Source organism: Proteiniphilum sp. X52 (assembly GCF_003712195.1).
GTDB lineage: Bacteria > Bacteroidota > Bacteroidia > Bacteroidales > Dysgonomonadaceae > Proteiniphilum.
Genome location: NZ_RDSD01000016.1, coordinates 1 through 13949, shown reverse-complemented (window position 1 = coordinate 13949; position 13949 = coordinate 1). Strand labels below are relative to the sequence as shown.

Here is a 13949-nt window from a genome sequence, read left to right as displayed (position 1 = left end):
TTTGAGAGATAACCGGATAAAAGATGTATTTTTGACTGGATTAAACTCAAGACAATGGCATATTCTCATTTAGGCGGACTTGTTCACAAACAGGCTCGGAAATACGGAAATAAAACAGCGATCATGTATCAGGGGCCGGGGGGCGAATGGTTGCATTTGTCGTGGAACAATCTTTCGGATAAGATCATAAAGGCTGCCCAGGCCTTGGCCGAGATGACCCTCAAACCGGGTGATAATGTCGGGATATACTCTCAGAATATGGAAAAGTATCTGATCAGCGATTTCGCCGTGTATGCCAACAGGGCTGTGATGGTGCCGATGTATGCCACTTCGTCTCCCAGGCAGGTGGACTATATTGTGAACGATTCTCAGATAAAGCTGCTCTTTGTGGGCGAGCAGTTTCAATATAACAATGCATATAAAGTGCGGCAAGAAAGTCGTTTTCTGGAAAAACTGATAGTCTTCGACAGGAATGTGGTGTTGAAACCCGACGACAAGACGTCGGTCTATTTTGATGATTTTATTACCACAGGTGATAATTCGGAGTCACAAGCATTGGTGAATGCCCGGTTGAAGCAATTGGACAACAATGATCTGGCCACTATTATCTATACATCGGGTACTACCGGAGAGCCGAAAGGAGTGATGCTGACCCATGCCAACTTCTCGGAAATATTCAGGATACATGATATCCGGATCACCCATTTGTCGGACAAGGACCTCTCGATGTGTTTTCTTCCTCTTACTCATATATTTGAAAAGGCGTGGAGTTATTACTGCCTGTGTAAAGGCGTGACCATTGCCGTGAATAAGGAGCCGGGAGAAATCAGGGAGACGATTAAGCAGGTGCGTCCCACGGTGATGAGCAACGTCCCCCGTTTTTGGGAAAAGGTGTATGACGGCGTGAAAGAGAAGATGGACGGTGCTTCCGGCATCACAAGGTGGTTGTTTATTGATGCTGTCAAGACGGGACGACGGCATAACCTGGATTTTGTGAACCAAGGGAAAAAACCGCCGATCGGTAACCGGCTCAAATTTTTTATTTACAAGCATACGGTTTTTTATCTGATAAAGCGGGTCGTGGGAATCGACCGGGGGAATTTCTTCCCCGTAGCCGGTGCTCCCTTGTCGGACACCATCAACGAATTCATGCAGTCGATTGATGTGCATATTATGTATGGTTACGGCCTGACCGAAACGACCGCCACTGTAAGTTGTTTCCCCGCCAAGGGGTTCCGTATAGGTACGGTCGGAAAAGTGATGCCTGGCATGGAAGTGAAGATAGGGGACAACAATGAGATACTGGTGAAAGGGGCAACAGTAACCCGCGGCTATTACAATAAGCCGGAGGCAACCAAAGCCGCTTTCACCGAAGATGGTTATTTCCGAACCGGGGACGCCGGTTCCCTCACGGAAAATAATGAGATCATCCTCACCGAACGGATCAAAGATCTCTACAAGACTTCCAATGGGAAATATATCGCGCCGCAAATGATCGAAACACGTATCGGCGAAGATAAATATATCGACCAGGTGGCTGTGATTGGAGATCAGCGGAAATTTGTAAGTGCGTTGATCGTTCCCAACTATGACGCGCTCAGGTCGTATGCCCGCGAACAGGGTATCCCGTTTGACTCGACGGAAGAGTTGGTGGATAACCCCGAAATCAATGCTTTTATTTTCGGCCGGATCGAATTGTTGCAGGCGCAATTCACCTCCTATGAGAAAATTAAGCGTTTCGCCCTGCTGTCCGAGCCATTCCGGATGGAAACCGGTGAGTTGACCAATACACTTAAACTGCGGAGAAAAGTGATTCTGGAAAGATACGCCGATGTGATTGATGGACTCTATGTGTAATTGAAACGCGCCTCGGAAAAGCTCAAACAAGTTTGGCTTTTCTCTCGGCTTTCGCTATATTTGCAGTTTTTTAAAGCGAAAAGGGATGGATTACAATTTCAGGGAAATAGAAAGACGATGGCAGCAATACTGGATTGACCACCAGACGTATAAAGTGACCGAAGACCGGTCGAAACCCAAGTTTTACGTGCTCGATATGTTCCCTTATCCTTCGGGGGCGGGATTGCATGTGGGGCATCCACTGGGATATATTGCGTCGGATATCTTTTCAAGATATAAAAGGTCGCAGGGATTCAATGTGCTGCATCCTATGGGGTATGATGCCTATGGGTTGCCGGCAGAGCAGTATGCCATTCAAACCGGACAACATCCGGCTATTACCACGGAAAGCAATATCAAACGTTATCGCGAACAACTCGATAAAATTGGGTTCTCCTACGACTGGAGCCGTGAAGTGCGAACCTGCGATCCTGGCTACTACAAGTGGACGCAGTGGGCATTTATCCGTATGTTCCATTCCTACTATTGCAATCAGGCGCAACAGGCCCGTCCCATTGCCGAACTGACAGAGCTGTTTTCCCGACAGGGGACCCGGGGACTCGACCTTGCCTGTAACGAGCCGATGGAATTTACCGCCGAAGCGTGGAATGCCATGTCCGAAAAAAAACAACAGGAGATATTAATGAACTACCGTATCGCCTATCTGGGAGATACCATGGTGAACTGGTGTCCGGAACTGGGAACGGTGCTTGCCAATGACGAGGTGAGTGAAGGCTTTTCCATTCGCGGCGGATATCCCGTGGAACAGAAAAAGATGCGTCAGTGGTGCCTGCGAGTGTCGGCTTATGCACACCGCCTGTTGGATGGGCTTGACAAGGTGGACTGGACAGATTCCCTGAAAGAAACACAAAGGAATTGGATAGGACGTAGTGAGGGCGCCGTGATGCATTTCAGAACCTCCCGGGGTATTGCCTTTGATATTTTCACTACCCGTGCCGATACGATCTTTGGTGTGACGTTTATGGTGCTCGCTCCCGAGAGTGAACTGGTAAAAGAGCTCACTACCGGTGAACAGCGTGAAGCGGTGGAAGACTATATCGCCAAAACCAAGAAAAAAACAGAACGGGAACGTATGGCCGACAAGTCGGTCAGCGGCGTGTTTTCCGGTTCGTATGCCTGTCACCCCTTTACCGGAGAGCAGCTTCCCATATGGATATCTGACTACGTGCTGGCCGGATACGGCACCGGTGCAATTATGGCGGTGCCCGCGCATGACAGCCGTGACTACGCTTTCGCCAGACATTTCAACCTGCCCATCATTCCTTTGATTGAAGGATGTGACATATCGGAAGAGAGTTTTGACGCGAAAGAGGGAATTATGATGAATTCCGACTTCCTGAACGGGATGACGGTGAAAGAAGCTATTCCCGCGGCTATCGATGAGGTGGAGAAACGAGGGATTGGTTACCGCAAAATCAATTTCCGCCTCCGGGATGCTATTTTCTCCAGACAACGTTACTGGGGCGAGCCGTTCCCTGTTTATTACAAGGACGGGATGCCTTACACGCTGGAAGAAAGTCAATTACCCTTGGAACTTCCCGAAGTGGATAAATATCTTCCCACTGAATCAGGCGAACCTCCGTTGGGACGCGCCGCAAACTGGCATACCGGAGAGGGTTATCCGCTGGAATTGAACACTATGCCCGGTTTTGCGGGATCGTCGGCCTATTACCTGCGTTATATGGACCCGCGGAACGACAATACGCTGGTATCGGAAGATGCCAACAGCTACTGGCGTAACGTAGACCTCTATATAGGAGGGACGGAACATGCTACCGGGCATCTTGTCTACAGCCGTTTCTGGAATAAATTCCTGTTCGACCTGGGTGTTTCCTGCGAAGAGGAACCCTTCAAGAAGCTGGTGAACCAGGGGATGATCCAGGGCAGAAGCAATTTCGTATACCGGATAAAAGGGACGAATAAATTCGTCTCCCTGAACCTGAAAGAGCAATATGAGGTGACGCCTATCCATGTGGATGTCAATATAGTGCATCACGATATCCTCGACATAGAGGCATTCCGGCAGTGGAACCCCGAGTACAAGACAGCGGAATTTATCCTGGAGGATGGGAAATATGTCTGTGGATGGGCTATTGAGAAAATGTCGAAGTCGATGTTCAACGTGGTCAACCCTGATGATATCGTGGAAAAGTATGGAGCCGATACCCTCCGTCTTTATGAGATGTTCCTGGGTCCACTCGAACAATCCAAACCGTGGGATACCAACGGGATCGATGGAGTACACCGTTTCCTGAGAAGAGTATGGAGCCTCTTCTATAAGGAGGGGGATTTATCGGTGAGCGACGAGGAGCCTGCCAAGGAAGAGTTGAAGTCTTTGCATAAACTGATTAAAAAGGTGTCGTTCGATATCGAGCATTTTTCCTTTAACACGTCGGTTTCCGCTTTTATGATTTGCGCGAATGAACTGACCTCATTGAAATGCTCCAAAAGGGCGATCCTGAGTGATCTGACCGTTTGCCTTGCCCCCTTTGCGCCGCATTTGGCGGAAGAACTCTGGCGCACGTTGGGTAATAGCACATCGGTATGTGACGCGCGATGGCCGGTATGGAATGAAGAGTATCTCAAGGAGGATGCTTTTCCCTACGCGATCTCTTTCAACGGGAAATCACGGTTTGTGCTGGAATTCCCGGCAGATGTGACCAACGAAGAGATTGAAAAAGCGGTGTTGGTTCATCCCAATTCCCAAAAATGGATAGAAGGCAAAAATCCGAAAAAAATAATTATCGTTCCCAAAAAAATTGTGAATGTGGTGATATAAGATGGAAAAATTACCTGAATTCAGTCTGAAAAGGTTTTATTGGAAGGATTACCTGATTATTGCCTTGGGAACTTTCATGTATGCGTTGGGGGTTACCCAGTTCATTATGCCGCATCATTTCGTGATGGGTGGACTTGCGGGAGTCGCTGTGCTTTTAAATTATGCTTTTGGATTGCCTGTTTCGTTGATGGTGTTTGTAATGAATGCCTTGCTATTGTTGGTGGCTTTCAGAGTATTGGGTATTCAATTCTTACTAAAGACTATCGTGGGAGTCTCGTTTCTTTCCGCGTTTATCGGTATGTTCGAGAGTTTTCAGTGGCAACCCATTATGATGGACGAGCCGCTGATAGCCGGACTGATCGGTGCTATCGTGGCGGGTTCCGGGGTGGGTTTGGTGATGTCGGTCAACGGTAGTAGTGGCGGAACCGATATCGTGGTGCTTATCATCAATAAATACCGGAACATTACTCCCGGCCGGACAATGTTGTTTGTCGACCTTGTCATTGTGGGTTCCTCTTTCCTGATTTTCAGGAGTGTGGAGACCATTGTTTTCGGAATCATTATTATCGCGGTGATGGCCACTTCAGTGGATTGGGTGTTGAACGGTATTCGCCAATCGGTGCAGTTCTTTATTTTTTCAAGCAAGTATGAAGAGATTGCCACCCAGATCAATTTGCAATTACACCGGGGTTGTACCGTGCTGGATGGCATTGGATGGTATTCCAAAAAACCGCAGAAAGTGCTGCTGGTAATGGCCAAACGAACGGAGTCGACCTCCATTTTCCGGCTGGTAAAACAGATCGACAGCAACGCCTTTATCTCCCAGAGTAATGTGGTAGGCGTCTATGGGCAGGGATTCGACCGAATGAAATAATTATCCTCTCTCATCAGGTGGTAGCCTTATCTACCAGATAAACGATCGATTTGTAGGCAATGCCACTGTTTATCGATAATCCTATCTCGCATGTCCGGCTGTTGGAATACCCCTCTGTGGCATCACGGATACTATCTCTCAGCGGCGCAAGGGCCGAGTTGTTGAGCTCCGGATAGAAAAATCCCCGGTCTCCTGCCCAACCGCAACAGTCAATATTTTCGGGGAGGGTCACTTTTTGCGCGCATCGTGATGCCACGCGATGGAGTTTCTCCTCCAGGTGCATCTTGGTGGAACTGCAAGTGGTATGTATGGCGACAGAAACAGGCTGTCTGGTAAATTGCAGGCGGTCGAGCAAGAAATCGTGGATAAACTCAACCTGGTCGTATAATCTAAGCCGCTTGTCGAGTGTTTCACGCATATGTAGCAGACAAGGGCTCATGTCACAGATGACGGGTAACTCCCCGTCGCGACTTGCTTTCAGAAGCGCTTCATTCAACTCGTTCTCCTTTTTTTGCGCCTGTTTCCGGAATCCCTTGCTGCTAAAAGCCATGCCACAGCAGAGCCTGTTTTTTTCTTCAGGAATGATAACGGTATATCCCGCTTTTCGTAATATGGAAAGCATCTTCTGCGGTATATCTTCCGCCTCTTGATAGCCGAATGAGGGGCCGCCCATGGCCCGTGTGATGCACGAAGGGAAATAGACCGCCACGGGAGCGTCGGGAGCCCCCGCCGGGAAAATATTCTGCGTGATCCTTTTGCTGCCGGAAGGGGTATGACGTGTCCATAAAGGGAATGCTCCGTCGCCTAACCGGTAAAGACCTTTTGTTACGCTTTCCATTATGCCGTATCCCACGCTCTTTCCTATGTAATGGGGAATCGGCATCAGTCCGCGTAACAGTGAGGTCGTGCCAGCCATATTGGCGGCAATGATATCGGCCATTCGGTTGGCCAATCTGCCGTTTTGCTGCCAGCGTAACTCTTTGACGAGCTTTCCCGTGTCGATCCTCACCGGACAGGCAAGTCCGCACAACCCGTCGGTAGCACAGGTCTCTTCCAAAGGATAGGAAATGTCTTTCACCTGCTTCTGGATCGGCTTGCTTTTCTTGGTGGCTGATGCCTCCGGTTCTGCCAGGTGGCGGTAGGCTACAATCCGTTGCCGGGGGGTAAGGGTCAGATTCTTTGAAGGACAGTTCACTTCACAAAAACCACATTCAATACATTTGTCAATGATCGGATGGGCTTCCGGGATCCGCTTCAGGTTCTTGATGAATATCTCCCTGTCATCGTTGATCAAGACGCCGGGATTGAGGATGTTCGCCGGATCGAAGGTTTTTTTGATACGTCTCATCAGATCGTGGATTTCGCCACCCCACTCTTTTTCCACAAAGGGAGCCATATTGCGTCCTGTACCGTGCTCGGCCTTGAGACTGCCGTTGTGTTTTACCGCCACCAATTCGCACAATTCTTCCATGAAGACAGCATATTTTTCCACTTCTTCGGGGGTGTTGATATCAGGGAAGACGGTGAAATGGACATTGCCGTCGAGCAGATGGCCCCACATCACAGCGTTTCCATAACCGGAACGCACGAGCAACTCACGCACATCTGTGAGTGCATCCCCTAACGACTCGGCCCTGAAGGCGACATCTTCAATAATGCTTGCCGTGCGCGGAGGCCGGGTGGCTGCTGCCGAAGTGAAGAGTCCGTTGCGCACGTTCCAGTAGAGATTATAGAGGTGTTTGTCGGTGGTGAACCTGATCGGGGTAAGTGTCTTGATATGCGCGAGCTTTTCCTCAATCTCAGCCATCTGTGACAGTAAAGTCTCTTCGTCGTCGGCTGAAGTGTCGATCAGCAATGCGGCCGCACCCTCCGGTAACGATTTCAGCTCTCCGGGCATGCCCTCCTGATCTTCCACGGCGCGCAGGGCATTGCGATCCATCAACTCAGCGGCGCTTACCTGGCAACTCCTCAACGGGATGATGGTATTGCTTACCTCCCGAAGGTTGGGGAAATAGATCATTGCCGTGGCTTTCATCGGGGCATCGCGCACCGTCTTGAAAGTAGCTTGTGAGACAAATCCCAGAGTACCTTCGGAACCAATCATCAGATGCTGGATAATCTGGATGGGATCATTGAAATCAATCAGTGAATTTACCCCGTAACCACACGTGTTTTTGATTTCAAATTTTGAAGCGATCTTTTTCCGGATCGCTTCATGGCTGACCGCATCGTTGTGTAACTGCTCAATTTCCGCGATAAGTTGGGGATGAGAGGCGATGAAAGTCCGGCAACTCTCATTGTCGGCAGTATCTAATAACGAACCGTCGGCAAAGATAATGCGCATCGACCGGATCGTGTTATAGCTGTTATGCTGGATCCCGTAACTCGATCCACTTGCATTGTTGGCAATAATCCCGCCGATTTTTGCGGAGTTGATAGATGCCGGCTTCGGCCCCAATTTGCGCCTATATCTCATCAACACGCGGTTTGCCGCGGCACCGGTGAGTCCACACCCAAATGTGGCGGTACGCCCCTCGTCGGTGATGGTGGAAAATTCAAATCCGCTACCGGCTTCCATTAGTATGGAGTCGGAGATGGTCTGCCCACTTAAACTGGTGCCTGCGGCTTTGAATGTTACAGGCAGGTTTTCTGTCCGGCAGAATCCCAATAAACGAATTACTTCCTCTTCTGAGTCTACCCTTACTACTGCTTTAGGAATAAGCCGGTAGAGTCCCGCGTCCGTTCCTTTGACGAGACGTGAAAGTTCATCGGTGAAAACCTGGTCTTGAGGGAATAATTGTAAGAGCCGGTCACGTAATTGTTTAGTTTTCATTTAATCCGTATCTTTTGCGTAAAGATAGATGATAAATTCATAGGAGGAGAAGAAGTAGCAAGAAAAAAGCTGTCTGAAATGACAGCTTTTACACACTTTTTCATTTAAACGATGAGTTTTACTTGTCAGCTCAATGACGCGAAGAGTTCTTTTTCTTCGGCGTCCAAAACAACTTTTCCCTCTCTTGCCAGCCATCCGAGTGCTGCGTAGAGGTCTTTATCGGCCAATTTCGTCGCTTTTTTGATCTCTTTGACATTCTGCCGGCCTTTCGCGTCCAGAATCGTCCAAACCTTGCCGGCGTTGATTCCAATTTGTTCAACCATTCATTTTGATTTTTAATAGTATAACCTAATAATTTCGGCGCAAAGTTACGGTTATATTCGCGGAAAAACAACGTTTTCGTAAAGTTAATGATACAAATAAGTGATGATGGTCAATCAGGTAATACTTTTCTATCAACTTTCAGTTACTCTTCTCATCAGTTCTGAGACCTGTTTGATAAGCGAATGGCTGTTGTCGTTGCAGATTACATAATCGGCATACTTTATTTTCTCCTCTTCAGGGAGTTGGCTGTCCATCCGGGCTTCTACCTCGTGGCGTGGCGAACGGTCGCGCTGCATAACCCTGGCGATACGAAGCTCTTTCGGAGCTTGTACCATCACCACTTTGTCCACGAAGTGGTGAAAGCCCGCCTCAATAAGGAGGGCGGCATCCAGGATCACCATCGGGCAATGTTCCCGCATCCGGGACCATTCGGTAAAATGCCTGGCCAGTTCCGGATGGATAATGGAATTGACCAAAGCCAATTTGCGACTATCATGAAAAATAATGGACGCCAGCTTTTTTCTGTTGAGTTTGTCATTGACATAAAGATCTTCTCCGAACTGCTGTGTCAATTGCCCGCGGATATAAGGTGACGAATCATTCAGTTTTTTTGCTTCCTGGTCGGCATTGTATACAGGAATTCCATGCAGGCGGAAAAGTTCGGATACGACTGATTTCCCGCTTCCTATCCCTCCGGTGATGCCGATTTTTATCATCTCTCGGTCTTGCTTTCAAACAGGAATTCCACTGAAGCCGGTGAGATCCGCGGATTGATAACGGAAGAGGGCCTGTCGGTAAGTTCAAGTTCCACCCGTCCATCCTCGTTAGAATGAAACTTTCTGTAATCGAGCTCTATGGAGAAATCTTCCGGCACGATTTTCCTGTACGCTTCAAGTGTGACCGAAAAAGTGACGTTGGCCCGGGACGGGAAGAATTTCACATCGAGCCTTGCAGGCATATGGGTGACCGTAATGGGCACTTCAAATGTCCGTTCGGTATACTCTTGGATGGGAATATATATATCTACCTGTGAAGGCACGAATTTCACCCCTCCCACATTATTTATCCTGATGGGTAACTGGGATGTGGCTTTCAGGTTTTTGAATACCGTATATTCGGTCACGGCACCTTTCAGTTTATCGAGTGATTGCTGGGAGCCGTAGGCCATCACCACCTCCGGAATGAAGGTCGCGCTGTCTGCCACTAAATTGGCCCTGCTTGTGGTGATTTCTCCGTCGAAGACCACGGGCAATTCTTTCCTCTGCAGTTTGGAGGTTGCCAGTGAGATACTCATGGGGTAATAACCTCTTATGTTAGTGCCGGGGAATAGTTGGCTGCGGATAAGCTGCTCGTACTGGTTCCCCTGAAGCACCTTATTGCCTCCTTCGGTAATCTCAGTGACATTGATCTCGAGCGAGTCTCTTTTTCTCATGTCGAGACGAAAGATCTGCGCGCCATTGTCGGCCACGCTCACCTCTAAAAAGGGGGGCAGGGGATTATCGAACACCACATCGTCGGGGATGTTCGTGTATTTCAACGGTATCCTGTAGGTGCCTTCCACATTCTCCTTCTGAAAAAAGAGCATTAACCAGAAAATAAAAGCCAGCACCAGGAAGAAGAGAAGGGCCAATACATTTTTCCACGGGAAGGTGGAGAAAAATGCCTTCATCCCGGGCTGCCATTTCTTGATGATAGCTCTCACTTCCATCACAAACGCGGTTTACTTGGTCTGTTGTGCCACGTCGGCCGGTGAGGCGTATACCGAACCTTTTTCGAATTTTAATTTTACGCCATCAGCCACTTCCACCAAAAACCATGTGTCGCCTATTTCTCTGATCCTTCCATGGATACCACCTGAAGTGACAACCTTGTCCCCGTTTTTCATGGCTTCGCGGCTTTTCTGCAGTTCTTTCTGTTTTTTCTGCTGGGGACGTATCATAAAGAAATAAAACACGGCAAAAATGGCAACCATCATTAACAGGGTGCCGCCCATACCGCCGCTGGGAGCGGCTGCTTGTAATAAGACATTCATAAGAATTATTGTTTAGGTGTTTATAATTACTTGACTTTCGAAAGTTGAATAAATGGGTGATTTAGAAAAAAAGCAGCATGTTTATTTGGCAAAGCCCTTGTCATTCAGTATCTTTACAGTGATAAAGAAAAAACAAATAACATCATACTGCAGAACAAAGGTACAACAATAGTTTCAGAAATAAAAGGCTTTTTCACCACATCAGAAAAAACAATTTGTGTTGTTTTGAATTATTTGAGCTCTTTGAATTTCTCAGGCTTAACTTTTGGATTTCGCACAACCCTCACCAACCCGCGCTCAAAATTCGTGATGGCGGTTACTTCCGCCGACGTGTCGGGCAACAGTTGGTGGACCGTTCCGTCGGGCTTTTCTTTTATCTGAACAAGATGAAATGGACATTAAGCAAATGAAACAAATGATTATCTGTGAAAAGAAAATATTTCTGTCCATTAGGATTACTTTTTAAAGTGATATTTTATGAATACCGGATTATCGTATTCAGTTATACTCTCTTTAATTTTTCTGGCATGACTGTCTAATATTTCATCAGGAAGAGTATCATCAATTTCACCCCACTCATCACTATAATATCCCACCACATAATCGTCATGCCAAAATAACGGATGAAATGTAGCCTTTTCCACCATTTTCTCAAAAACAAAATTCTTATTTTCTATTTTGTCATGGAAAATATTGATATGTCTGCCCTTTCTCCATATTTGAGAAAAAAGAAATCGGGAATTACCTCCGTGTAAGATGATAATCTGATTGATTAATTCTGAATTGGTGAGTTTCAAAAAATAGAATTGCAACTCATTAGGGGATATTTTCTCAATATTTTTTATCTGACTTTTCGTATTGTTTAAACTCCCAAAATCCCAAGAATATCCAATATTGACACTGCAATCATTATCAATACTGAAAAGATGGTTTGATGAGGCCCGGTGCAGATAATTTGAATACGGAAACACATTATATGCAAATCTGTTAAGGATATTTTCTTTTTCGGGTAATAACTCCTTTATTATTTTCTTTTTGTCTTTCGAATAAAACTTGATTCTATTATTGTAGTCAAAAGTAAAAAACACTATTGTATCATTATTCATACTTCTGAAACATTTGTATGCGCCCGCTATTTCGGGAAGTTTATATTTGCTTTTAAAGTTCCCACTCAGATCGAACTCATACATGCTGTTATTCACTGCCGATAACACGTTTATTGTTTTGGCTCCCGCATCTATTTCAAAATCGCCAATATTTACATATTCTTGAGGACCTTCTCCTCGGTTGCTTATCTTATTTAGATAATTACCAGAAGCGTCAAATCTTAATATTTCAGCTTTATTGTAATCGAAAACATAGAAAATATCTTCAAGGATGATTACTTTTCTGATTCCCCTTATCAATGATTGTGGGTTGGTTTCTAAAGGAATCAACTCTATGTGGGAAAATAAATCACTAAAAGAAACTTTTTGATCCTTTTCTATGTCAACAGAAATAATCGTATTTTCCCTTTTTTCTGTTTTCTTACCGCAGCCATACGGCGATAACATGAAAAAGAAAAAAATAGGGATAAAGCTTATTGTTTTTTTCATCTCGCTAATTTATTGAAATGGATCCCACACAAACAAATCCATATCTATTTTAGGAGTTATTATTTCTAACCAATACCAAAAGGATCCCATACACAATAATCCCTCTGTAATCCTGTAAAATAACAGTTAAAGTGAAGCCCTGATGGAGTAGGAAAACCAGCCCAGCAGCGCCCTTCATATCGTCCGCAGGTAATAACAACATCTTCACCACTTACCTGTGCCAGCGCCTACACATTGGCCAATGCCAAATCACTCAGACCGGCATTACCGTTCATACTTTTGTGCACTCCAAAACCTGCGCTTGCCAGGAGTGCGAGGGCGAACAGGCCCGAAAGAACTTTCTTCTTCATTTGCTTAAAAAATTTATTTTATACAATTTACTTTGTTCTGTTTCATTATTCAAAGTATTTTCAATAACATACAAATCATCTTTGAAATTTAAATAATTGTATGAATTGAAAGAGACATTAGATATCCAAGCAACATCTTCATTTTTTAATTTAGAAAATGAATAGAAATGAAATTTATTAAATCTTTTATTTCTTTCTAATATTTTCTTCCTTTCATTTGGATAATACTTACCAATTTCACTTTTTATTATCAGTCCATCTTTAACGAGGAAAATATTATCAGTTATACTATTATTATACAAGTAGTCAAACGCTTTCATTCTTTGGTTATTAATAAGGTAGTTTGCATCGTCAACTTTTTCTATCTGATAAGAATCGTCTTCAATTTTTTTTGTTTCTTCAACATCAAATACGCCAATTTTAAACCTGTAAAAGTTAAGAGTGCTAGGTCTTATAAAATAGACATAATCATCACGAATAATAATCTCTGGTTTAAATTTTGCTATTGATAATATGAGATCTTCATCAGAAAAAATTGTGTATTTCGGTCTGATAGTGCCACTCTTTTCGGTCAAACCGTGCCACTATAATTCATAGTTCTTTTAGCTATTTGAAAGATCATTGGCAAAGTTAATAATTTTATTCAGTTGTACTTATTTTTCCTTTCCTAAGTGACTCACCTTTAAGTATTATTCTGTGTGATGAGTTTACCATCCTGTCCAGGACAGCATCTGCTATTGTTTGCTCCCCAATCAGATCATACCAGGCTGATACCGGTATCTGTGAGGACAATATAGTTGATGCCTGATTATGCCTCTCGTCAATAATATCCAGTAATATCTCCCTGGATTGATTGTCAAAGGCATGCAGCCCAAAGTCGTCTAAGATAAGCATATCTGTTTTTATTAGTTTTGACAGCTCCTTCAGGTAAGTGCCGTCTATTTTACTGAGTTTGAGTCTGCCGATAAGTTTGGCGGTGTTTGCATATAACACTTTGTATTCCATTAAACAGGCCTGATATCCCAAAGCTTGAGCAAGATAGCTTTTGCCCGTACCGGATGCTCCAGTTATTATGATGTTTTCTTTTCGTTTAATAAAGTCCAGAGTGGCCAGGCGGGTAAACATATTTTTATCCAGATTGCGTTGTTGATTATACTCAACATCTGCCACACTGGCCTGTTCTCTAAAGCCGGCCTGTCTGATAAGACGCTCAATTTTATTATTTAATCGTTCTTCCCATTGATG

The 13949-nt window shown here is 45.3% G+C and carries 12 protein-coding genes; 3 read left to right on the top strand and 9 right to left on the bottom strand.

The window, feature by feature from the left end; all coding sequences use genetic code 11:
* The first annotated feature begins 54 nt into the window (after positions 1-54).
* The 3 genes from D7D25_RS12425 to D7D25_RS12415 all read left to right on the top strand — a co-directional run bounded on the left by D7D25_RS12425 (position 55) and on the right by D7D25_RS12415 (position 5570).
* Positions 55-1857, top strand: coding sequence for a long-chain fatty acid--CoA ligase (locus D7D25_RS12425; protein ID WP_122969278.1), 1803 nt, complete (start codon positions 55-57; stop codon positions 1855-1857).
* Positions 1858-1942: 85 nt separating this feature from the next.
* Positions 1943-4696, top strand: coding sequence for a leucine--tRNA ligase (gene leuS, locus D7D25_RS12420; RefSeq protein WP_122969277.1), 2754 nt, complete (start codon positions 1943-1945; stop codon positions 4694-4696).
* 1 nt (position 4697) lies between these two features.
* Positions 4698-5570: a YitT family protein gene (locus D7D25_RS12415; protein WP_122969276.1), complete on the top strand. Its 873-nt coding sequence runs from the start codon at positions 4698-4700 to the stop codon at positions 5568-5570.
* Between the two features lie 13 nt (positions 5571-5583).
* Here the strand turns inward: D7D25_RS12415 and D7D25_RS12410 are convergent, their stop codons facing one another.
* The 9 genes from D7D25_RS12410 to istB all read right to left on the bottom strand — a co-directional run.
* The gene (locus tag D7D25_RS12410) at positions 5584-8403 is read right to left on the bottom strand and encodes an FAD-binding and (Fe-S)-binding domain-containing protein (RefSeq protein ID WP_122969275.1); all 2820 of its coding nucleotides are present in this window, start codon (positions 8401-8403) and stop codon (positions 5584-5586) included.
* A gap of 125 nt (positions 8404-8528) precedes the next feature.
* Positions 8529-8726 (bottom strand): winged helix-turn-helix domain-containing protein, encoded by a 198-nt coding sequence (locus D7D25_RS12405; protein ID WP_122969274.1) that lies wholly within the window; start codon positions 8724-8726, stop codon positions 8529-8531.
* Positions 8727-8858: 132 nt separating this feature from the next.
* Positions 8859-9443: a dephospho-CoA kinase gene (gene coaE / locus D7D25_RS12400; protein WP_122969273.1), complete on the bottom strand. Its 585-nt coding sequence runs from the start codon at positions 9441-9443 to the stop codon at positions 8859-8861.
* On the bottom strand, positions 9440-10435 hold the full coding sequence (locus D7D25_RS12395) for a YbbR-like domain-containing protein (protein ID WP_122969272.1): 996 nt from the start codon (positions 10433-10435) through the stop codon (positions 9440-9442). The genes coaE and D7D25_RS12395 overlap by 4 nt, the downstream gene beginning before the upstream one ends.
* Before the next feature lie 12 nt (positions 10436-10447).
* A complete protein-coding gene (yajC, locus tag D7D25_RS12390; RefSeq protein ID WP_122969271.1) occupies positions 10448-10768 on the bottom strand; it encodes a preprotein translocase subunit YajC in 321 nt (106 codons plus the stop codon).
* Positions 10769-11214: 446 nt separating this feature from the next.
* A complete protein-coding gene (locus tag D7D25_RS12385; protein WP_122969270.1) occupies positions 11215-12354 on the bottom strand; it encodes a 6-bladed beta-propeller in 1140 nt (379 codons plus the stop codon).
* Positions 12355-12581: 227 nt separating this feature from the next.
* A complete protein-coding gene (locus tag D7D25_RS18555) occupies positions 12582-12704 on the bottom strand; it encodes an NVEALA domain-containing protein (RefSeq protein ID WP_122969269.1) in 123 nt (40 codons plus the stop codon).
* Positions 12701-13279 (bottom strand): hypothetical protein, encoded by a 579-nt coding sequence (locus D7D25_RS12375; RefSeq protein ID WP_122969268.1) that lies wholly within the window; start codon positions 13277-13279, stop codon positions 12701-12703. Before D7D25_RS12375 ends, D7D25_RS18555 begins: the two co-directional genes overlap by 4 nt.
* Before the next feature lie 64 nt (positions 13280-13343).
* On the bottom strand, positions 13344-13949 hold a 606-nt coding region (gene istB / locus D7D25_RS12370; protein ID WP_122969267.1), incomplete at its 5' end, for an IS21-like element helper ATPase IstB.

Coding starts and splice junctions, on each gene's coding strand:
- D7D25_RS12425 (WP_122969278.1), top strand. CDS start 55: ATGGCATATTCTCATTTAGGCGGACTTGTTCACAAACAGGCTCGGAAA.
- leuS (WP_122969277.1), top strand. CDS start 1,943: ATGGATTACAATTTCAGGGAAATAGAAAGACGATGGCAGCAATACTGG.
- D7D25_RS12415 (WP_122969276.1), top strand. CDS start 4,698: ATGGAAAAATTACCTGAATTCAGTCTGAAAAGGTTTTATTGGAAGGAT.
- D7D25_RS12410 (WP_122969275.1), bottom strand. CDS start 8,403: ATGAAAACTAAACAATTACGTGACCGGCTCTTACAATTATTCCCTCAA.
- D7D25_RS12405 (WP_122969274.1), bottom strand. CDS start 8,726: ATGGTTGAACAAATTGGAATCAACGCCGGCAAGGTTTGGACGATTCTG.
- coaE (WP_122969273.1), bottom strand. CDS start 9,443: ATGATAAAAATCGGCATCACCGGAGGGATAGGAAGCGGGAAATCAGTC.
- D7D25_RS12395 (WP_122969272.1), bottom strand. CDS start 10,435: ATGGAAGTGAGAGCTATCATCAAGAAATGGCAGCCCGGGATGAAGGCA.
- D7D25_RS12385 (WP_122969270.1), bottom strand. CDS start 12,354: ATGAAAAAAACAATAAGCTTTATCCCTATTTTTTTCTTTTTCATGTTA.
- D7D25_RS18555 (WP_122969269.1), bottom strand. CDS start 12,704: ATGAAGAAGAAAGTTCTTTCGGGCCTGTTCGCCCTCGCACTCCTGGCA.